Consider the following 21,329-nt stretch of genomic DNA (forward strand, 5'->3'; position numbering starts at 1 on the left):
GTAGCTGTTCAGCTGGTTGGTGGCCGTTGTGAGCCTGGGGGCGGCGTTTGAGATGATCTTGGCGTGTCTGGTGCGGAGGAGTTGTCACGTGAGGAGTTGCTCGCGCTGGTTTCCGCTCAGGCCAGGATGATCGAGGTGTTGACGCAACGGGTGGCGGAGCTGGAGCACCGGCTGGGGCAGGATTCGTCGAACTCGTCGCGGCCGCCGTCGTCGGATGCGCCGTGGGCGAAGCTGCCGGCGAAGAAGCGTTCGGGCCGGACCAGGTCGGGGCGTAGGCTGGGTAAGCAGCCGGGTTCGGCGTCGTCCTCGCGGAGTCTGGTTGGTGATCCGGATGAGCGGTTGGAGATTCACCCGAATCATTGCGGCTCTTGTGATGCTTCGCTGCGTGGGGCCGAAGAGAGCGGCCGGCAACGACGTCAGATTGTTGACCTCACGCCGACTCCGTCGCCGACGGTGACCGAGTATCAGCGGATCTCGAAGGTGTGTCCGTGTTGTGGGACGGTGACCACTCCCGGCTGGGACGACCAGGCGGTGCCGGTCGAGCATCGAGGGATCGTGGCCGCACATGGTTCGCCGGTGCGGATCGGTCCGGAAACCCTGGCCCGTGCCGCGTTGTTGACGTGTGCGCACTACCTGCCGGTCGGTCGGGCCCGTGATCTGTTGGAGAAACTGTGCGCGATCGACGTCTCCACCGGGTTCCTCGCCGGGGTCCGCGGCCGTGCCGCACGACGGTTGGAGAAGAAGTTCCTCGTCCACATGCAAACCCTGCTCGCCGGTGCGCCGGTGCTGCACGCCGATGAGACCACCGGACGCGCCGCCGGATCGCTGAGGTATGTGCATGTCGCGTGCACCGAGTACCTGACCCTGATGCACGTCGGTGGCCGCGGCAGCGACGATATCGACGCCGGTGGTGTCCTGCCCGCGTTCAACGGGGTCCTGGTCCGCGATGGCTATGCCGGCTACGAGCATCTGACCCAGGCACTGCACGCCTGGTGCGCGGCCCACCTCCTACGCGATCTACGCGCGTTGTCCGACGCCGACCCCGACGAGCAACTATGGGCGAGCGCGATGGCCAACACCCTGCTCGATGCCCACCACGCCGCACAACAGGCCCGCGAACACGCCGCGACCGCGCTGGACCCGGCCGTCCTGACCGCGATCCGCAACCACTACCGCGGCGCCCTGGCCCGAGGACGAGACGACAACCACCGCAAACCCGGGGCACTCGCGACCGACGCGAGAAAGCTGATCCGCCGCTTCCACCGCTACGAAGACATGATCCTGCGCTTCGCAACCGACCTCACCGTACCGTTCACCAACAACGTCGCCGAACGAGCGATCCGACCAGTCAAAGTCCAACAACGCACCTCCGGCGGCGCCTGGCGCACCCTGACCGGGCTTATCGACTTCGCCATAGTCCAGTCCTACCTGGACACCGCCACCAAATGGGGCCTCGACAAACTCAACGCACTCCACCAACTCTTCACCACCGGCGCATGGCTACCACCAGCACTCACCCCAGCTGAATAGGTACGCGTAACAACAGATGTCGGTGATCAACCACACCGTAGGCAGCCAATAACATCCGGTCCACCCGGTGTTCCAGTACGCGGAACACCAGTTCCCGTCACGCCGAAGTTCGCGACGGGCTGTGTTCCGTGTGGCGGAACACAAAATGGACCGCACGTGGGGACGGGAGGACAGTGTCATTTCTCTCCGACCTATGAGGAGTCGCAATGGTCCCATCGTCCCGTTCGACATCCATGCTCCGCCGCCTGTCCATACCCGGCGTGTTGGCTGCCACCCTGTGCGCCGCGGTCGTGGTCGCCGGCGCCTCACCCGCGAGCGCCGACCCGGCGTACTCGGTGTCCACCGGCACCCTCGCCGCCGCGCTGGACTGCCCCGCCAGCTTCACCCACACCAGCCATGAGCCGGTTCTCCTGGTACACGGCACAACGAGCACCTACAGCGAAGCGTGGGGCTGGAACTACGCCGACGCGTTGACCGCCGCCGGCTTCGACGTGTGCGGCGTGGACCTGCCGGCACGCGCCATGAACGACATCCAGGTGGCTTCCGAGTACGTCGTCTACGCGATTCGCCACATGTACGACCAGAACGACATCAAGGTCGACGTCATCGGCCACAGCCAGGGCAACCTCGAGATCCGCTGGGCGGTCAAGTACTGGCCGAGCCTGCAGGACCAGGTCGACGACGCCGTACTGCTGGCCAGCCCGAACGACGGCGTCACCGCAGGCGACCTCGTGTGCGCGTTCCCCTGCGCGGCGGCCGCAAGCCAGATGACCACCAGCTCGAACTTCCTCGATGCCCTCAACGACGGCGACAAGACACCCGGATCCGTCTCCTACACCAGCATCTACAGCTCCAGCGACCTTCTCGTACCGTCGGCCAGCGCCGCACTGGACACCGCCACCAACATCCGGCTGCAGGACGTGTGCTCCGGAAACATCGCCTCACACGTGGGCCTGGTCTACGAGGCGCTGCCGTACCTGCTCTCACTGGACGCGCTCACCAACACCGGCACCGCCTCGCCGAGCCGGCTGCCCTCCAACAAATGCTCCCAGGTGTACGCGCCAACCGTGACACTGCTCGATGTCACCCTCAACGTCGCGTTGATCGCCGCCAACTTCGCGGCCCAGGCACTGCTCTCCACGAAGGTCAACTCCGAGCCGACCCTGATGGCCTACGCCACCTGATCCCCGACCACCTGTGTATGTCCCGAAGCACCGGCGGGCCGGCCGGGAGTGGATCCCCGGCCGGCCCGTGATCGAGGCGCTGGTTCAGCAGGTGGCGAGCAGGATCGAGATGACGAGACAACGCGCCCGACGGTGCGTATCTTGACGGCGGCGCATTGGCATCTCCCTCACGATGGACGTGTGTCGGCGACGCGTTTGCGGCGGTACGCCACACGTGGGATATGCCCGGCCGGACCACTACAGTCTCGCCGCACCGACCCACCACGACAAGCGGGTGTTCCAGACAGTGGCACACGCGGCTGACCATAATGTCGCGCGCGGCAACGGAAATAACCCGTTCGTCCGCCACCAGTAGGGCGCGCAGTGATCAGTAATGTGAAACGGTAGTCAAAATACCCCTCACTTCCCGTCCTTTCAACCTGTCGAAGATGTATTTCGATACAGGTGCCTGAATCGACACTGTTATGCACCTGATCACGATGCGAAGTTTGTGTTCCGTGTGGCGGGACGACTAATTGCCCCCTTTCGCAGTCCTGTGCCTGAATGGCCTGTCGTTGTCCTCCTTCCGATCGGAGTAGTGGTATTCGTGGATCAGGAACTCCGGACCAGCGCGTCCTATCCCCGGGACTCGACCATCGACCGGCTGTTCGTTGCCGCGGCCGGCCGGTTCGGTGGCCGTGCGGCGATCAGTTGGGACGGTGGGGTCTGGACGTATGACGAACTGGCGGAGCTGTCGGCGCGGGTGGCCGGTGGACTGCGGGCGGCCGGTGTGACCGCGGGGTCAGTGGTGGGCATTGTCGGGGGCCGTTGTCCGGAGGCATGTGTGACGATGCTGGCGATCCTGCGGGCCGGCGCGGCCTTTCTCCCGCTGGACGACGCCCTGCCCCCGGCCCGGTTGCGGGAGATGGTCGGGCAGGCGGATCCGGTCCTGTGTGTACGGTTACCCAACGGCGGAAGGATCGGGCGCTGCGTCGAGTTCGACTCGCTGCTCGACGGCCAGGTGCTGCCTGCCGCGGCGCGCCCGCCCGGCCAGGGCACCGACTCGGCCTACATCATGTTCACCTCGGGCTCGACCGGGAAACCCAAGGGTGTGGTGATCTCCCACCGCGGTGTGATCCGCCTCGCGGTGTCCAACTCCGCGATCGACATCACCGCGGCCGACCGGGTCATGCACGGGTGCACCATCGCGTTCGACGGTTCGATGCTGGAGCTCTGGCCGGCTCTGCTCAACGGTGGATGCGTGGTCCTTGCCGAGCGTGAGCTACTGCTCGACCCGGCGGCCTTCCGGACCTGGCTGCGCGGCCACGACGTCACGGTGGCCTTCCTGACCACCTCGGTCTTCCACTTCATCGCCCGGCTGTGCCCGGACGCGTTCGGCTCGCTGCGCCTGCTCTTCGTCGGCGGGGAGGTGCTCGACCCCGGTCTGGCCGGTCAGGTTCTGCGGTCCGCGCCACCGGGACGTCTGGTCAACGCCTACGGGCCGACCGAGAACACGGTGTTCAGCACCACTCACCTCGTCGCAGGCGGCACGGACGATCGTGCGGTTGTCCCGATCGGACGGCCGATCGACCGCACCACCTGCTACGTGCTGCTCCCCGACGGCAGCCTCGCGCCGACCGGCAGCGAAGGCGAACTGTATGTCGGCGGAGACGGGCTGGCCAAGGGGTACCTGGGGGATCCGGCGGAGACGGCCGCCCGGTTCGTCACCGCCACCCCGGCGGGCGTTCCCGAACGGCTCTACCGCACCGGCGACATCGTCGCCCGGGATGAGGCCGGCGTGTTGCACTACCGAGGGCGGCGGGACAACCAGGTGAAGGTCCGCGGGGTTCGCGTCGAACTCGACGAGGTCAGCCGCCTGCTGGCCCAGCACCCCGACATCGACCAGGCCGCGGTGATCGCGGTGCGGGACGAGGTTAGCCAAACCGTGGTCGCGTTCTACACCAGCAGGGTACCGACTCCCATCCCCGGCACCCTGCTGCGCCGCTACCTTTCCGAGGTGCTGCCCGGGCACAGCGTGCCCACCGCCTTCCATGCCATGACGCGGCTTCCGCTCACGGCCAGCGGAAAGGTGGACCACCGCGAGCTGGCCCGGTCCGTGCGGGGCGACGAGCCGCACCCGGCAGGCGGACCGAACGAGGTCCTCGCCCACGAATGGGGCACCGCCCTGCAGCTGTCCGAGCCCATCGACCCTGAGGTGGACTTCTTCGCCGCCGGCGGGGACTCGCTGCGTGCCGCCCGGCTGATCGCCAGGGTCATCGCCATACTGGGCCTGGACGGGGCGTCCGGTCAGTACCTGATTCGCGCCCTGCTGCGGACTCCGCGCCTGAATGTCCTCACCCAGGCGGTTGCCGCCGTTCAGGCCGGCACGGCCACACCGGACCCGCTGCCTGCCGACCGCTGGCGTGCCGACATCCGGCTGCACCCAGCGCCGGTACGGACCGGACCGGTCACGCCGCCGACCTGGCGCGATCCGCGCCGCGTCCTGCTCACCGGCGGCACCGGGTTCTTCGGTTCCTACCTGCTCCAGGAACTACTGACCAGGACCGAGGCGGAGATCTGCTGTGTGGTGCGCGCCGAGGACGACGAGCACGCCCTGGCCCGGCTGCACAGCGCACGGCACCGCTACGGGCACGTCGAACCCGTTGACCCGAAACGGATCCGCGCACTGCGCGGCGAGCTGAGTGAGCACCGGTTCGGCTGGGCCGAAGCCGCGTGGGCCGAGCTGGCCGGGTCGGTCGACCTCGTCTACCACAGCGGCGCACAGGTCAACTTCGTCTATCCCTACGAATGGCTGCGCCGCACCAATGTCGAGGGAACGCGCAACGTCGTCGACTTCGCAAGGGCCCGGCGCGACATCCCGGTGCACTACATCTCGACCATCGCCGTGCTCGCCGGGTTCGGCTCAGCAGGCGTCACAGAGGTCACCGAGGACACTCCGCTGGCCCACGTGGAGCGCCTGTCGATGGGCTACCCGGAGTCCAAGTGGGTCGCCGAACAGACCCTGCGCCTCGCCGCGAGCCAAGGGTTGCCGGTCGTCATCCACCGACCGTACGAGATCACCGGCAACACCACCGACGGCGCCTGGAACACCGACGCCGCCATCTGCGCCTTCTTCAAGGCGATCACCGACATGGGCAGCGCACCGGACCTGGACCTGCCACTGGACTTCGTACCCGCCGACTACCTGGCGAGCGCTGTCGTCCACCTCGCCACCCACGTCGCCCCGGCCGGGCAGACCTACCACCTGACCAACCCGGGATTCGCCCTGCTCCCCGCCATGGTCGACCGGCTCCGCGCCCACGGACACCCGATCGACATCCATCCCTACCACGACTGGGTCCACCAACTACGAGACTTCGCCGCACACCACGAAACCCACCCCATCGTCGCGTTCGTCCCGATCTTCACCGACCCCGCTGCCGCCCGCGACATCACCGTCAAGGAACTCTACCGAGCCCGGATCTTCCCCGCCTTCACACGCCATCACACCGAAACAGACCTCAAGGACGCGGAACTCACCTGCCCACCCGTCGACGACCGGCTCCTTGACAGCTACATCGCCTACTTCCACCAGACCGGCTACCTGACCCCACCGCGCGTCGCCACCACACACCAAGCAGACGTCCCGTGACTCGGTCCCGAGCCTGCTCGGTGATACCCCGACCGACCGCTGGCCGGCGATGGAGAACTGGCCGAGTGAGATGCCGGTGGCCTCCTCGAAGGAGTCGCCGCGGGCCTGGTTGACGCCGGCATCGATGTCGGCGCGTAGCCACTGCTGCTCCGAGCCGGTGTTGTCGCCGTAGGCCGCCAGCCGGTAGGACACCTCGCACCGCAGGGTGTAGAAGGGAGAGTTGTGTACCTGCCAGGCCGGGTTCCTGTCCGGGTCGGTGACCGCGGTCATCGGCAGGGTCAGCTCGAACCAGACGAAACCGGTGGCGGTCTCGGCGGGCCGCGCCCGCTCGGTCAGGACTGGCTGGGGCTGGTCCGCCGGCGGCGGCACCCTCGGCACCGACAGCATCAGCACCTGCGCCCCGCCTGCCGTCGCCGGTGCGGGCGAGCCTTCGACGACGGTGACGAACCCGCCCGGCGCGATCGTCGAACCGTACGGGTCATCGGCGTTCTCCGGGCCGGGCACCGGTGCGCACAGCTGCACCATCCTGGCCTGGGACTCGCCATCGGCGCCGGCGGAGTCCCAGACGATCTCGCCATCGACGCCCGGCGTGGTCAGATCGGCGCGCACGCACACGACCTGGCCGGAGTCGGGCCTGTCGAAGCCGGCCACACTCACATCGCCCAGCGCGGTATACCCCCGCGGCACGGCAGAGCCGAGATCACCTCGGGCAGTGGTGAGTTCACCTACATCTCCTGCACCGGGGACGGCATTTCGTGCTCCGGGGCGAACACTGGTTTCGGTTTGCAGGTCCGGTTCTCCGACTTCCTCAACCGTGTACACGGTCATCTCGACCGGGGCGGGACATAGTGCCGGGTGGAGCGCGGCGCCGGCATCCGCTGACGCCGCGATCCAGCTCATTTGGGACACTCTGTTCAGTACCCGGTCGGGGTGATCCCGAACAGGCCGAGTACCGGCTTGTTGGTCCCTTCCCTGCTGTCGAACGTGAACGTGTCCGGGTCACCGTCTCCGGCCTTGACGCACAGCGAGATGTGGGTCTGTCCCTCCGCCATTGCCGCGTTGACCGTGTTGGTGACGTAGATGTCCCGATACCCCTGCTTGTCGTCCAGGGTGAAGTGTGCGACCGGGCTCCCGCCGCAGGCGGGTGCGTTGTCGGCGGTGAGACTGGACTCCGACCACCCGGTGCTGGTGGCGTAGACGTTCAGCGTCCGGGTGCTGGTACCACTGACGTTCCCGCCGTACAGACGCAGTCGGTACGAGGGCTTGAACCGGACCGGGAATTCCAGTGCGCCGGGCGGGATCTCGAACCGTAGGTACGCCACCGACTGCGCGGTTGTCCCGTTGTCCGCCCGCACGGTGACGGTCGGATCCGAGCCGAAGTTGGTCGCGTGGCGGACGCCTTCGACGGCGGTGCTGTCAGCACCGGCGTCACGGTAGGAGTAGGGCACGTTCTTCCCGCACGCGGTTGCCCGGTTGAGGCAGTAGTCCACCATGTACTGGGCCGATTCGGGCTGCCAGGCGTTGATGAAGTCCGCGTGCGAGGTGTACAACGAGCCCCAGTTAAGCTGAACAACGTTGCCGTCCGCGTCCAGGGTGGGGTCCATCGACAGCTCCGTGCCTGCCAGGGAGGTGACGTGGCCAACCTGGTACGCGACGTTGAAGTTCAGTAGTGGCAACCGCACCGGATAGTCGGCCGGACACGACCCGCTCGCCGCCGGATAGGCCATGTTGTTCATGCCCCTGTGAATCATGGGCGCCAGATTGTCGCCGTCCCAGCAGGTCGGGAACGCGATCGCGATGTCGAACTGGGTGCCCTTGACCGGATGGGGGGTACAGGCGGTGGGGATCTCGCTGGTGTACCCGGCGCCGGTACACAGGAAGTGGACATTCACATTCGGCGTGGTGCCGGTATGGCTGCCGGCCAGCATCTGCAGGTTTTCCGGGTACGGCTGGACGGCGTAATGGTTGTTGCTCACGTACCCGGCCTGGTTGTTGTAGTAGGTCTTCTGGTAGGTCGGCGGGATCACCTTCCCATTGGCCAGCCGCAGTGACGGCAACCAGTACGCGCTGGCATCCGCCACGTTCTCGCACGTACTGACCGGCTCAGCACGCAACGACGGCCCGGTGCTGAACGCGTCGGCGGTGGTGTTGCCGAAGAAGTCGTGCTCCATCGCCTTACCCGGCCGCCGGGGGTAGACGATCGAGTCGTCCGCCGCCGAATGGCTGTAGGTGCACACGACGTTCATCTGGCCCGCGGGAATCACCGGATCAGCCGCCGGTTGTCCGGGCGGACCGGTGTCACAGCCTGACAACGGCACAACCGCCGTCGCCGCGACGACGAACCCGAGAACGACGTGTGCCTTCATCGCAGCCCCCTTGAGGAAGTACTGAACCCCCATCGTGGCGAAGGAGGCCGATGACACTCAACTACTCGTTCCGCATGCCGGAACAAGTACATGCTCACGTGCTGATGAATGTTCCGGTGCCGGACTGGGTGGTGACACCCGGAGCGAAGACGCAGGCGAGCAGGTTGAGGCTGTTCTGTGCGATGACCTCGGTGAAACCGGCTCCGGTGAACAGCCCTGAGGTGACCGTGCCCTGCCAGGTGAACACCGTTTGACCGCCGACGTTGACGGCGGTCGTCGTCCCTGAGATCGCGCTGGTCTGGCCGGTGTTCCAGGTGACGGTCGTGGCCGCGGGCCCGGTGGAGGGCAGGTCGAGACAGCCGCGTACGGCGTCGAAGCTGTCGTTTCGCGAGCCTGAGGTGATGGCTGGCTGGCTGAGTGAGACGCAGTTCGAGTAGCCGACGGCGTAGGTCATGTGCTGTAGGCGGGGCGTCAGCAGCAGCGCCGACCTGAAATACCTTTTCATGAGTTTTCCCCTGTGCTGTTCTGCTCAGTCATAGCGGCGTTCGAAGACGGTGAACCTGGTTTCCTGTTGCCACTGCTGGGTCGCTTTCGGGCTGGCGGCGAGCAGCGCCCGGCAGCCGGGGCTGGGGTGTGGCTCACCGTTCATGACGTGCTCACTTCCCTGCGCGACCCACGCGCCTATGGCAGGAGCGCTGCGAAGCGCACCAGACGGGTGACCTGGGTGGGATTGGAGTTGTTGTCGCTGATGATCTCCAGCACAGCGGGTCCGGCGCCCAGCGGCGCGCCCACCCAGAGACCCTCGTAGTTGTCGAGCAGCGGGTTGGCCTGCGGGCCGGGATGGGTGGCTCCGCCGGGCGGGCACTCGTTGACGTGGATCGCCAGTGACTTCTCGACGATGGCCGAGGCCGGTGCCGTGGCGAGGTTGGGCACGCCGGTGACGTCAACCGCACCCAGCGCGCCGGTCACGGCGTACAGCAGGTCGTCGACCCCAACGCCAGGCGTGAACGCGATCTCCTGGATGACGAACTTGCCGTCGGCGTAGGCACCGATCTCGGAGATGCGGTGGCCTGGCTCGGTGGCATAACCGATCTGCTTGAGCAGCGCGTAGCCGCCGTGTCCGTCGGCCCGGTAGACGAGGATGCGGCGGATCAGAGACTCTCCCGTCGCCGGTGCGTCGCCGCTGAGTGGGGCCTCCATCGCGGCGTAGACGTACTTGCCGCTCGGCGAGATGGTCAGCCCTTCAAGGGTTCCGTTGGCCCTGGCCTGCCCCGCCGGGGCGACCTGGAACCGTGCCGGTACCTCGAGCGAGCCGACCTGTAGGCCGCCCCGGGTGAAGATGCGGATCGACGGCTCCAGTTCCGAGCTGACCAGAACGCGTCCGTCGGGCAACACCGCGACGCCTTCCCCATCGAAGGTATCGCCAGTGAATGGCGTACCGTCCGCCGCTCGCAACGGGACCGTCCTGGTGGCCTCGGGACTGGCGGGGTGACGGAGGAAGAAGAGCGTGGGCACCTCGTCGCTGACGGAGATGAATCCGCCGGAACGCACATCGAGGGCGAGTGCCGACAGTTCACTGACTGGCTGCCCGTCGAGGACAGCGCCATCGAGGGCGTCGCTGAAGCCGATCAGCGCACCGGATGGCGGGCACAGTGGCAGCACCGCGTGAGCGGCGGTGCCGGGGATGAACAACCCGAGACCGGCCAGCATCGCGATGGCGGCGACGCGCCGGATCCGGCGTCTCGTTCGGACGCTTGCGGTATTGCTGGTTGCGTTCACCATGACTCCTCGACATCACGCGGACCGTAGCGAGCGCAGAAAGCGCCGCGCTCGTCCCGAACAGACGAACAGTCTGAGTGACGCAAAAACCGGCAGGCAATGAGTTGTTTCACGTGGCGGCACAACGCGGCACGAATATGTCGGGCACGGCGGCGTGCATGATGAATTCGTTCCGTCCCACGGGACCTGGGCTTGTCACCGGCGATCGGCGCGGGCACTGTGCGAGGTGCGGCCAGGACAAGGACGCCTGGTTTCCTGTGAGTTTCAGAAACATACCCGAGATGCCGAATATCCAACGTGTGCCGGATTAGGGGAGCAATACCGTGGAAAAAGCAGACCTGGAGATGATTCTGAACCGGGTGATCAATGAGGACCCGGACACTCCCAGCCGGGTGATCGCGCTGTCCGCCGAGGATCTTGACCGATCGCTCGACGAGCTGGAAGTGGATTCGCTGGCGAAGGCGGAAATGATCGCGATCCTCGATGACCAGTACGAGGTCGATATCTCGGACGCCGAGGCGGCGAAGTTCGCCACGCCGCGCGACATCCTCGATTTCGTGACCACGCGTGCCGAGCAGGGTGCGCGGTGACCGGGGCCACGGGCCGGGGATCGGCGATCATGGCGGTCGGCGCGTACCGGCCGCCGACGGTGGGGTCGGACGAGGCGGCCCGCAAGAGCGGGGTGGACCGGGACTGGATCGTGTCGCGCACCGGGGTGGAGACCCGCTGTGAGGCGGGGCCGTTGGAGTCGGTGGTGGTCATGGCCACCACCGCGGCCATGACCGCGTTGCGCGGGGCGAACATGCGGGCGTCGGCGATGGACGCGGTGGTGGTGGCGACCTCGACCAACCCGCAGCCGTGCCCGGCCGTCGCGCCGCAGGTCGCCGCCAAGCTCGGACTGACGGTCGCGGCGTTCGACGTCAACATCGCCTGCGCCGGCTTCTGTTACGCGCTGCAGGTGGCGCGGTCGCTGATCGCTTCGGGTGACTGCGGGAACGTGCTCGTGATCGGCGCGGACCGGATGCTCGACATCGTCGACCCGGCCGACCGGGCCACCGGGCCGGTGTTCGCCGACGGCGCGGGCGCGGTGGTGCTGACGGCCGTGACCGGTGCGACGGGCGTCGGCCCGGTGGTATGGGGATCGGCTGGCGCGCGGGCCGCGGCGCTGGAGGTGCGGCCGACGCAGTTCGAGGCGGCCGCCAACCCGGGCCTGCCCGCCCCGACGTTGCGAATGGACGGTCTGGCCATCACCCGCTGGGCGTGCGCCACCGTGCCGAAGGTGGTCCGCGAGGTCCTCAGCGTGACCGGGCTCGAGTGGAACGACGTTGCCGCGTTGGTGACCCACCAGGCCAACTGGCGGCTCATCAAGAAGCTCGCCGCCATTCTCGAGGTGCCGGAGAAGGTCGTGGTCGCCGATGACGTGCGGATGACCGGCAACACGAGTTCCGCGTCGGTTCCCCTGGCCCTGCACCGGATCATCGCCGACGGGCAGGCGCACTCCGGTCAGTGGGCGGTGCTGGTCGGCTTCGGTGCCGGTCTGGCCTACGCAGGGCAAGCCGTTCGCATCCCCTGAAGGGTCGGATATGAGACTACGATCAGTGTGCGCGACGTTGCCGTCCCGCACGGTCACCAACGACGACATCCTGAACGAGATCACCACGCACAGCGCGAACCACTTCGACGGCGACCTCGACCGTGCCGTGCGCAGGATAGGAAACCTACTGCGCTTCACCGGATCCGACGAACGCCGGTGGCTCGCGGACGGGGAGCGGCCGATCGACCTGCTGCGCGATGCCGCGGCGGACGCCCTGGACAGGGCCGAACTGAGGCCGGACCAGATCGAGCTCCTGATCTACACCGGAATCGGCCGCGGTTTCCTCGAACCGGGCGGGGCGTATCACGCCGCCGCCGCGCTCGGCCTCGGCGGCGCGCACTGCTTCGACATCCTCGACGCCTGCATGAGCTGGACCCGGGCGGTCCACGTGGCGGAGTCGCTGTTCCGCAGTGGCCAATACTGCACGGCGATGATCGTGAACGCCGAGTTCAGCCTGCGCGACGGCGGCAGGGCCTTCCCGCACCTGTTCCGGCTCACCAGCAACGCCGACCTGGACTCGGTCTTCCCGGCCTACACCCTCGGCGAGGCGGCCACCGCGACGGTGCTGACGGCAGAGGACAACGCGCCGTGGGAGTTCCAGTTCATCTCCCGCCCGGACCTCGCCCCGCTGTGCAACGTGACCCTCGAGGGTTACGAAGGCTACAGCGAACCATCGGACAAGCTGGCCGCCAACGGCGTCGGCTACTTCGCCTCGTACGGCTTCGAACTGCACGAGGTCGGCGTCACGGACACCCTGACGGTGCTCGAACGCCTCGGCGTGGCCCCGGACACCGTCACTGCCCTCTTCACACACGCGTCGAGCAAGAACATCTGGCAGGGCATGGCCGACAAGGTGGGACTCGGCCACACGATCGAACACGTTTACCACAAGACCGGCAACGTGGTGTCCGCCTCCATCCCGGCGGCCATCGCCGCGGCGATCGACGCCGGCAGGCTGCGACCGGGCGAGAGGGGCGTCGGATGGGTCGGTAGTGCCGGAATGTCCTTCGGCGCCTTCACCTTCGTCCTCTGAAGTCAGGCAGGGCCCTGAGTGGCAATCGGTATGGGGTGGTGGCGTGACGTCGGTGTCCCTACCTCAATCCGCTGGTAGGGCTTGCAGACGCGGCGCGTGTCATAGGCGAACGCGGCGGCCAAGAACGGCGACGAGCCGGAACGACAGCCGCTCAGCCGGGGGCGAAGAACGTCGTCAGCCGGTCCACGATGCGCGCGGCGGCGTGGTGGGCGGGTTGGGTCGAACCCGGCGTGTATCAGGCGTTCGGTGGCTTGGGCGCTGCCGGGGCGGAGCTGAACCGGTTGTGCGGTCCGCGCTCTTCGAGACGTTGCGCGATCACGGCGGGATCGGCTTCCAGGATCACCGCAAGGTCGGGGTGGTCTGCCTGGGCGTTGAGCTGCCGCAGGAAAGCCGGGTCGCGATGTCCTGAAAGCGTCTTTGAGGGCGTTGAGCCTGGATCCACCGGTTGCGTTGCCTTCGCTGGGTTTTGCCTCCGGCGGCTGGGGTTTGCCTCCGGCGGCTCCTCGCCGGAGGGGCAGGTCTCCAGGATGGCCTGGGGTTTTGCAGTTTTGGTTGCGTTGGGTTCGGGTCTGCCTGCCATCCCGTCGTCCTCACTTCGTGCTATCACACCGTGTCAAGGGGGCGGTTCCAGCTTTTGGCGCGGGTTGGGGTGGTTGGTGCCCCCTTGACACGGTGTGATCGGGCGTTGCCAGGTCGACGGGATGGCAGGGAGCCCCTTGGTGGCGGGCTTGCGCCCTCCGGGGCGCCCCTTTCGGGGCGCTGGGCATCGCACCCTGCGGGTGCTATGCCCCGAAAGGCGCTTTCGGGGCATAGTTGGTGTCACGAAAGGCGCTTTTGGGACGTTCAACGCCCTGAAAGCGCCTTTCGGGACATCGCGCCTGTCCGCCACCTCTGATGGGGACGCGAAGCGGGCTTGGCCAGGCCAACGCCCACTGTCCCGACCAATAAACCCGTGAAGGACATCGGTGGATTCAGGTTGAGCGCCCCAAAACGCGGTGACATCGCGTCCCCCGAGCGGCGCAAGCCCGCCACCAAGGGGCTCCCTGCCATCCCGTCGACCTGGCGAAGCCCGATCACGCCGTGTCAAGGGGGCCAAAATGCAAGAAACACAGCAATGCCAAAACTGGCCCCCTTGACGCGGCGTGATAGCCCCTGGGAGGTCGACGGGATGGCAGGCAGACCCGAACCCAACGCAAGAAAACCTCGAAACCCCAGGCCATCCTGGAGACCTGCCCCTCCGGCGAGGAGCCGCCGGAGGCAAGGCCCGCCGGAGGCAAACACAACCAGGCCCAACGACCCAAAGACGGGACGCCATTCAAACTTTGCCGACCCCTGGCCTCGTAGGGGGCTGCGCCCTCACGAGGCGGGGCCGCCCCATCACCAGGTCTTGGTACCGGAAGGAGCGCACATCACCCGGCAGCCATCGGTCGGACCGCTGCGTAGGTCGGCGACAGACCCACGGTCGTGGTGGCGACAACCTTGTCGGTGGCGATGTCCACAATCGAAACAGTGCTGCCTTTGGAACCCGCCACGTAAATGCGCGAGCCGGTCTTGTCCATCGCCAGGCCCACCGGGCCGGCGACGACTGTAATGGTCGCGGTCAGTTTGTTCGTCGCCGTGTCGATCACCGCGAGCCGTCCCGCGGCATCGCACGAGACGTAGGCCTTCGTGCCGTCGGGGGTGACAACCACGTCGTGAGGGCGGGCGTTGCTGGTCGTGGTGTCGATCGTCGCGACCACCTTGTTCGTCGAGGTGTCGAGCACGGAGACGCTGTTGGAGTCGCGGTTACAGACGTAGGCCCTGGTGCCGTCCGGTTTCACTGCCACGCCGAACGGCGCCTTGCCGACCGCGGCGGTCACGGCGACCTTGTTGGTAGAAGTGTCGACGACGGACACCGTTCCGGCGTTGTCGTTGGTCACGTACGCCTTGCTCCCATCAGGACTGAACGCCACCGATCGGTTGAAGCCGCCGACCGTGATGGTCGTGGCGACTGTGTTCGTCGAGGTGTCAACCACCTTTACTGAGCTGTTGGTGCAGACGTACACGCGCGTGCCCGCGGGGTTCACCGCCACGCCTATCGTTGCCTCTCCCTGTCCGAGGGGCACCGTCGCCACGACCGCGTGGGTGGCCGTATCCACCACCAGCAGTGCGGAGCCCTTCGCGACGTAGAACCGGCTGCCGTCAGGGTGTACGGCGATGCCGGCGAGTGAGCCGATGGCGGTGAACGCGAGCGTCGCCACGACGCTACCCGACGGTGTGTCGATGACCGACAGCTTGTTGTCGCCCTGACTGCAGACGTAGGCACGGGCGAGCAACTGGGTGTAGCCGACCGTCTGGTCCTCGAAACGCAGTCCCAGGTGCAGCCCGCCAGTGGGGGACAGCACAGCCGATGGCGCGGACGCGATCCGGGCGTCACCGAGTGCGTAGGTGACCCACGGACCGTCCACAGCGGACTGGATGGCCGCGACCGGTCCGATCTGCGGTGCCTGTTGTCGCCAGACGGCCACCAGGCTCCCGTCCGATCGCCGCACGACGGTCGGCCTACCGGCGGCGGTCGTGTCCGGCCTGCTCAGGGTCTGCGGCGCGGTCCAGGCGCCGCCACCAGGTGGCTCCGCCTGCAACCACGCCCGGCCGCTGCCGTCGGTGAACGCGACGCCGAGCCGGTCGGCGGGCAGACCCGCCGCCGAGATGTCGGCCGTCACCCCGTTCACGGGGTTGCTGAAGTCCGACCAGTAACCGTTCGCCGCGGTCTGCTGGATGAGCCACACTTCGCCCGATGAGTTCACGTGGAAGAAGCCCTGCCGGCCGCCGGTCGTCAGCGCCCACACGATCGCCTTCACGTTGCTGCCGCCGAACCGGCCGACCGCCCACCCCTCCGGCCCGTCACCGTTGGTCCACAGATGCCACAACGCCCCGTCGGAGCCGACGATGAACACCTCCATGCGCCCGTCGCCGTTGAACCCCACCACCGGGTCACCGAGCAGATCCGCGCCGATCACCTCGATGTCCCAGCCGGAACCGTCCGCGGTCTGCTTGTGGACGACCAGGCGACCGTCCGGATTGCGGAAGAACACCGCGACCCGGCCGTCCTTCGCCCTGGCGGCCACCGGTGCCCCGGCGACCGGCGACTTCAGGTCCGCCCACGCCGTCCAGGAACCGTCCGCCTGCCGCCACACGCCGTGCACCGTATGGGTGGCCGCACTGTGGATGAACAAACCCACCCGGCCATTGCGGTCCTCAACCACAGCAGGCGGTAGTGCTGTTGTCCCGCCCAGATTCTTCGTTTTCAACTCCGCCATGACGCTGGCCCTCCCGGGTCCGCTGCCGCGCTCCTCGTCGTCGAGGGTGCGGGTGTGACGCGGCCAGGCTGAGTCCTCAGCGCGAGCGGGGGTCAGCGGACCACGCCTTCACCCTGCGCCGGATGGATCAGGTGGTGCAACGATGTGTGCCGTCAGACGGCACGCGCCTCGGGCATGCGGGCATCATCGCGGGTCGTCAGCGTACTTCCGGAGTTCCTGGGCGGCCACGACCTGGTGGTGTACTTCGTCTGGGCCGTCGGCGATGCGGAGAACCCGTGCGAAGGCGTACATGTGTGCGAGCGGCAGGTCCTGGGAGAGTCCGGCGGCGCCGTGGAGCTGGATGGCGTGGTCGATGACGCGCAGTGCGGTCGATGGCACCGCCGCCTTGATCGCCGAGATCTCCATTCGTGCGTCCCTCGCGCCGACAGTATCGACGAGCCATGCCGTCCTGAGCACCAGAAGCCGTGCCTTCTCGAGCTCGATCCTGGAGCGGGCGATCCAGTCCCGCACCACTCCCTGGTCCGAAAGCCGCACGTCGAACGCGACACGGCGGACCGCGCGCCGACATGCCAGTTGAAGCGCTCGCTCAGCCATGCCGATCAGTCGCATGCAATGGTGGACGCGGCCCGCGGCGAGACGGTGCTGGGCCATGGCGAAGCCTCTGCCCTCCTCGCCGAGAAGACAGCGTGCCGGCACCCGCACCTGGTCGAAGGTCACCTCGGCGTGGCCGCCCTGCGGCCCGTCCAGGTAGCCGAACACCGAGGTGCTGCGCCTGATCGTGACTCCCTCGGTGTCCCTGGGCGCGAGAACGATGCTGTGCCGACCGTGCCTGCCGCTTCCCGCCCCGGTTACGCCGACGACCAGCAGCAGGTCACAGTCCGGGCTCATGAGTCCGGACGACCACCACTTACGACCGGTGATCACCAGCTCCGAACCGGCCCGGTCGATGCGGGTGGCGATGTTCGCGGCGTCGGACGAGGCCACCGAGGGTTCGGTCATGCAGAACGCCGACCGGCGGTCGCCGTTGAGCAGGGGAGTCAGCCACCGTCCTTTCTGGTCGGTCGTGCCGAACTCGGCGAGTAGTTCGATGTTGCCGGAATCGGGTGCCGAGCAGTTGAGTGCTTCGGGTGCGAGGAACGGGCTCCAGCCGGTGATCTCGGCCAGCGGGGCGTACTGAAGGTTCGTCAGTCCCATGCCATGGTCGGGATGGGTCAGGAAGAGATTCCACAGTCCCCGAGCGCGGGCCTGCGCCTTCAGGTCCGCCAGAACGGCTGGTCGATCCCAAGGGGACAGTGCCGAGTCCAACTGTTCGGCCAGCACCGGTTCTGCCGGATAGACGCATTCGTCCATGAAGGACAGAAGCCGCTGCTTCAGCGGTCGAATCAGGTCGTCTTCAGCGAACTCCATGACGAGCCTTTCCGTCGCGAACCTTGGCGCCGCCCGAAGAACTGGGACGTGCCGACCAGCCGCAGCGCTTCGTTGATCATGTGCGACGAGTCGGCGGCCGAAACAGTCGATACGACGCTGGAACCGAGCTGTCGTGCCTCCCGCCAGCGAATCTGGCGCAGGAGCACGGCGATCTTCACCTTGGCGAAGACGATGTACCAGTCGACGGCGTCCAGGGAGGTTCCGCTGGCGGCCGCGTAGTGGTGCAGGAGTTCGGCGGTGGCGGCGAAGCCGGGTCCGGTCGAGGCTCCTCGCAGGACGGGATTGGGCGCCTGGCCGTGGCCCTCCCAGGTCGCGGCGAGCAGGCCGACATCGGTCAGCGGGTCACCGATTGTCGCCATCTCCCAGTCGAGGACGGCGACCAGACGGTCCGGCAGCAGCTCGTCGAACATGAGGTTGCCAAGGTGGAAGTCGCCGTGGACGAGGCCGACCGTGTGTGTCCTCGGGCAGGTAATGCGCAACAACGTGAACAGGGTCTCAAGGCCGGGAGGCCAGGTGGTCTCCTGTCCTCGGGCCAGAGCTTCCCATCGATCGAGTTGGCGGCCGAGAAACCCGCCGGGCCTGCCGAGTGCCGCGAGGTCGGTCCCGATGACCCGCACGTGGTGAATCCGGGCAAGTACATCAGCGACGGTCAGGCTCAGTCGGCAGGCGGCCTCCGCGGACAGCCGCGGCGCGGTGTCGTTGGCGACGCGGACGACGCCATCAAGGTGCTCCAGGACCGTGAACGGCACGCTGAGGACGCCGGGGGCCTGGCAGGCGGCAACAGCCCTCGGCGTGGGGACACCGGTGCCGGCCAGTGCACGTAGCACACGGAACTCCCGGAGCACGTCATGCTCTCCCGCAGCGGTGACGGTGGCGGGCCTGCGACGCAGGACCCAGCTGGAACTGCCGTCACTGATCTTGTAGGTGATGTTGGATCGTCCGCCGGACAGAATCGCGGCACGCAATGGACCGATCGGTTTCGGCACGTGCCGGGCGAGGAAGTCACGAATCCTGGACAGCTGAGTAGCCGTCAGTTGAAACGACATTGGACTCCCATCGCGGTCCGGCGTCCCAAGTATGACGGTCTCGCGATCAGGAACGTCACTTCGGATTCCCGAAGTTTCTTTTGTTCTGCGGCTGCCTACGATCGCATTGTCTGAAGGAGCAACAGGTGGACGATGAGGGACTCGCCGGCCGGGTCGTACTCGTCACCGGCGCTTCGAAGGGTATCGGCCGCGCTGTCGCGGCCGACTTCGCGCGCCGTGGGGCCCGGGTGATGATGTGCGCCCGCGGCCGTGCCGACCTGGTCCGCGCCGCGAGTGAAATCCCGGGTGAGACCGATACGTTCGTGGCCGATGCGGGAGAGGAAACGGATGCGATCCGTGCCGTCGCCACCGTTGTCGACCGTTTTGACGGTCTCGACATTCTTGTCAACAACGCCGCGGTCAATCCACATTTCGGGCCGCTCATCGATATTGACATGGCCCGCTATGACCGCGCCATGGCCGTCGATCTTCGCGGTCCCCTGATCTGGATCCAGCAGGCGTGGCGGCAGGCAATGCGTGTGCGAGGCGGGTGCGTGGTCAACATCGCCTCCATCGGCGCGATGAGCGCCGGTGGGCCGACCGGCGCCTACAACCTGGCCAAGGCGGGGCTCGTTCATCTCACGCGACATCTCGCGGTCGAGCTGGCACCGCACGTCCGGGTCAACGCGGTGGCCCCTGGCCTGGTCGCCACCGACTTCTCCCGCGCTCTGTGGCAACCACACGGCGCCGAGGGAACCTGGCCGTGGCCGCTGAAGAGAATCGGCCGCCCCGAGGACATCGCGGCGACTGTTGTTCACCTGGCCTCCGATCGCGCGTCATGGGTGACCGGCCAAGTGCTGGTCGTCGACGGAGGGGGACTCGTCGACGGCTCGTGGAGCGCACACGTGGCGGCACGGACGCCACGTGCCGCCGATGGACAGCGAAGTGACCAGTCGATGTAGGTGAAAGGCAGGTGCCATGTCGCGCGACAACAAGGACCGCTCGCGTCGGTTGCTGATGGCGTGGACCGACAAGACTCCCGAGGTGCTCGACGAGATCGTCGCGCCGGAATGGATCGACCACGATGTCAACTGGCCGTTCCCGGACCTACGGGGTCCTGCTGCGGCGAAGGCGGCGCTCGAGCTCTACCGGTCCACCTTTCCCGACCTACTGGTGGAGATCGAGGAGCAGTTCGCCGACGGCGACCGCGTCATCACCCGATGGTTCTTCGGTGGGACGCAGACCGGAGATCTCCCCGGTGTCCCGGCGACCGGGCGCGCGTTCCGGGTCCCCGGCATCACCATCGATCGGCACGCCGATGGCAGGCTCGCCGAGAGTTGGAGCGCCTGGGACGCGATGACGATGTACCAGCAGATCGGGGCCGTGCCGCCGATCGGCGAGCTGGAGAAGGACGGGGCAAGGTGAATCAGGAGACCGTTGCCGAGGAGCTGGCAAGCCTGGTCGCCGAGGTGCTGGAAGCGCCGGACCTGGAAGTGGCGCACGACGTCGACCTCGAGGGTGAGCTCGGCCTCGACTCGATTCGCCGGGGAGAGCTGCAGGCGAGGGTGAACTCCCGCTTCGGCATCTCCCTCGACATGGACGACGCCCCGTTCTACAGCGCGCGGACACTACGGGAACTCGCGGACTTCGTCCTGGCCACGCGGCCTGCCGGAGGGGATGAATGAGCTCGGGACCGGCGTTGACAGCCGGTGTGGCCCGCACCGGCCGGCTACAGGTGACCGGTGCCGCGATCCGTCGCTTCGCCCAGCTGACCGGTGATGCAGCCCAGCAACACACCTTGCCGATGGACAGCAGACTGATGGCGCATGGCCTGTACGTCGCCTCACTGGCGGGCTCGCTGCTGTCGGAGTGCGGCTTTGTCGGACGCAGGACGACCTTGGACTTCCTCGCGCCGGTCTGGGAGGGCGACGTGCTCGAAGCGACCGTCACGATCCGCCGTGCCGTGCCGGCCGGCCGGCTCGGCACCAGTGTCGAAGCTGACTTCATCATCCATGATCAGGCGGGCCAGGCGGTGCTCGCGGGCACCGCTGCCGGCCTGCTGCCGCTCAGGAGACACGATGGCGCACAGTGAGCAGTACGAACGCGGTCTGCGGCACCTACGGCAGGCCTTTCCGGACATCGAGGAGAGGCTGTCGGACGTCATCCCGCACGGGGAACTCGGACGACGCACGGTCGAGTGGATCTACGCGGACCTCCATGGCAGGCCGCAGCTCGGCTTCCGTGATCGGGAGCTGGTGACCATCACCGTGCTGACCACGCTCGGCGGCTGCGAGGATCTGCTCGCCGATCATGTTGAGCTTGGCAGGAAGGCAGGCTTGTCCGCAGAGGAGATTCTGGAGGCGATCCTGCAGTGTGCGGCCTACGCGGGCATACCACGGGCGATCCAGGCAAGCCGCCGTGCCGTTCGGACACTCCATGATCAAGGTGCGTAAGGGAGTC

18 protein-coding genes and 1 pseudogene are annotated in these 21,329 nt (G+C 67.3%); 11 read left to right on the forward strand and 8 right to left on the reverse strand.

The genetic code is table 11. The features are described from left to right. Positions 1 to 63 precede the first annotated feature (63 nt). The 3 genes from tnpC to WBA97_RS10275 all read left to right on the forward strand — a co-directional run bounded on the left by tnpC (position 64) and on the right by WBA97_RS10275 (position 6,345). A complete protein-coding gene (tnpC, locus tag WBA97_RS10265; RefSeq protein WP_424230508.1) occupies positions 64 to 1,530 on the forward strand; it encodes an IS66 family transposase in 1,467 nt (488 codons plus the stop codon). Positions 1,531 to 1,736: 206 nt separating this feature from the next. Then, entirely contained in the window at positions 1,737 to 2,714 is a 978-nt protein-coding gene (locus WBA97_RS10270) for an esterase/lipase family protein (RefSeq protein WP_424230509.1), read from the forward strand. Between the two features lie 586 nt (positions 2,715 to 3,300). Next, positions 3,301 to 6,345, forward strand: coding sequence for an amino acid adenylation domain-containing protein (locus WBA97_RS10275; protein WP_424230510.1), 3,045 nt, complete (start codon positions 3,301 to 3,303; stop codon positions 6,343 to 6,345). Positions 6,346 to 6,405: 60 nt separating this feature from the next. Here WBA97_RS10275 and WBA97_RS10280 read toward each other — a convergent pair. From WBA97_RS10280 to WBA97_RS10295, 4 genes and pseudogenes are all read right to left on the reverse strand, one after another. After that, a pseudogene (locus WBA97_RS10280) lies at positions 6,406 to 7,245 on the reverse strand (hypothetical protein); the annotation flags it as partial. Positions 7,246 to 7,259: 14 nt separating this feature from the next. Beyond that, positions 7,260 to 8,711, reverse strand: coding sequence for a DUF1996 domain-containing protein (locus WBA97_RS10285; protein ID WP_424230511.1), 1,452 nt, complete (start codon positions 8,709 to 8,711; stop codon positions 7,260 to 7,262). A 94-nt stretch (positions 8,712 to 8,805) separates the two neighbouring features. Beyond that, on the reverse strand, positions 8,806 to 9,216 hold the full coding sequence (locus WBA97_RS10290; RefSeq protein WP_424230512.1) for a hypothetical protein: 411 nt from the start codon (positions 9,214 to 9,216) through the stop codon (positions 8,806 to 8,808). Positions 9,217 to 9,392: 176 nt separating this feature from the next. Continuing rightward, on the reverse strand, positions 9,393 to 10,493 hold the full coding sequence (locus WBA97_RS10295; protein WP_424230513.1) for an esterase-like activity of phytase family protein: 1,101 nt from the start codon (positions 10,491 to 10,493) through the stop codon (positions 9,393 to 9,395). Positions 10,494 to 10,813: 320 nt separating this feature from the next. Here WBA97_RS10295 and WBA97_RS10300 point away from each other — a divergent pair, with 320 nt between their 5' ends. Genes WBA97_RS10300 through WBA97_RS10310 form a run of 3 tightly spaced genes read left to right on the forward strand, consistent with a single transcriptional unit; the run spans position 10,814 to position 13,117 of the window. Further along, a complete protein-coding gene (locus WBA97_RS10300; RefSeq protein WP_424230514.1) occupies positions 10,814 to 11,080 on the forward strand; it encodes a phosphopantetheine-binding protein in 267 nt (88 codons plus the stop codon). After that, entirely contained in the window at positions 11,077 to 12,063 is a 987-nt protein-coding gene (locus tag WBA97_RS10305) for a beta-ketoacyl-ACP synthase 3 (RefSeq protein WP_424230515.1), read from the forward strand. The genes WBA97_RS10300 and WBA97_RS10305 overlap by 4 nt, the downstream gene beginning before the upstream one ends. Before the next feature lie 25 nt (positions 12,064 to 12,088). Beyond that, the gene (locus WBA97_RS10310) at positions 12,089 to 13,117 is read left to right on the forward strand and encodes a 3-oxoacyl-[acyl-carrier-protein] synthase III C-terminal domain-containing protein (RefSeq protein ID WP_424230516.1); all 1,029 of its coding nucleotides are present in this window, start codon (positions 12,089 to 12,091) and stop codon (positions 13,115 to 13,117) included. Positions 13,118 to 13,352: 235 nt separating this feature from the next. On the opposite strand, the gene WBA97_RS10315 is transcribed toward WBA97_RS10310, so the two are convergent. The 4 genes from WBA97_RS10315 to WBA97_RS10330 form a co-directional block, all read right to left on the reverse strand. After that, positions 13,353 to 13,697: a hypothetical protein gene (locus WBA97_RS10315; protein ID WP_424230517.1), complete on the reverse strand. Its 345-nt coding sequence runs from the start codon at positions 13,695 to 13,697 to the stop codon at positions 13,353 to 13,355. 829 nt (positions 13,698 to 14,526) lie between these two features. Next, positions 14,527 to 16,338 (reverse strand): beta-propeller fold lactonase family protein, encoded by a 1,812-nt coding sequence (locus WBA97_RS10320; RefSeq protein ID WP_424230518.1) that lies wholly within the window; start codon positions 16,336 to 16,338, stop codon positions 14,527 to 14,529. A 261-nt stretch (positions 16,339 to 16,599) separates the two neighbouring features. After that, positions 16,600 to 17,823 (reverse strand): acyl-CoA dehydrogenase family protein, encoded by a 1,224-nt coding sequence (locus WBA97_RS10325; protein ID WP_424230519.1) that lies wholly within the window; start codon positions 17,821 to 17,823, stop codon positions 16,600 to 16,602. Continuing rightward, positions 17,799 to 18,890, reverse strand: coding sequence for a phosphotransferase family protein (locus tag WBA97_RS10330; protein WP_424230520.1), 1,092 nt, complete (start codon positions 18,888 to 18,890; stop codon positions 17,799 to 17,801). Before WBA97_RS10330 ends, WBA97_RS10325 begins: the two co-directional genes overlap by 25 nt. Before the next feature lie 125 nt (positions 18,891 to 19,015). On the opposite strand from WBA97_RS10330, the gene WBA97_RS10335 reads away from it, so the two are divergent. The 5 genes from WBA97_RS10335 to WBA97_RS10355 are packed head-to-tail and all read left to right on the forward strand — an operon-like array spanning position 19,016 to position 21,322. Beyond that, on the forward strand, positions 19,016 to 19,831 hold the full coding sequence (locus tag WBA97_RS10335) for an SDR family oxidoreductase (protein WP_424230521.1): 816 nt from the start codon (positions 19,016 to 19,018) through the stop codon (positions 19,829 to 19,831). A 16-nt stretch (positions 19,832 to 19,847) separates the two neighbouring features. Continuing rightward, positions 19,848 to 20,294 carry an ester cyclase gene (locus tag WBA97_RS10340; protein WP_424230522.1) on the forward strand — a complete coding sequence of 149 codons (447 nt, stop codon included), beginning with the start codon at positions 19,848 to 19,850 and terminating at the stop codon, positions 20,292 to 20,294. Continuing rightward, positions 20,291 to 20,554, forward strand: a complete 264-nt coding sequence (locus WBA97_RS10345) for an acyl carrier protein (protein WP_424230523.1) — start codon at positions 20,291 to 20,293, stop codon at positions 20,552 to 20,554. Before WBA97_RS10340 ends, WBA97_RS10345 begins: the two co-directional genes overlap by 4 nt. Beyond that, entirely contained in the window at positions 20,551 to 20,961 is a 411-nt protein-coding gene (locus WBA97_RS10350; protein WP_424230524.1) for a MaoC family dehydratase, read from the forward strand. The genes WBA97_RS10345 and WBA97_RS10350 overlap by 4 nt, the downstream gene beginning before the upstream one ends. Continuing rightward, entirely contained in the window at positions 20,948 to 21,322 is a 375-nt protein-coding gene (locus WBA97_RS10355) for a carboxymuconolactone decarboxylase family protein (RefSeq protein ID WP_424230525.1), read from the forward strand. Before WBA97_RS10350 ends, WBA97_RS10355 begins: the two co-directional genes overlap by 14 nt. Positions 21,323 to 21,329: the final 7 nt, after the last annotated feature.

Source organism: Actinophytocola sp., assembly GCF_049647105.1.
Taxonomy (GTDB): Bacteria; Actinomycetota; Actinomycetes; order Mycobacteriales; family Pseudonocardiaceae; genus Actinophytocola.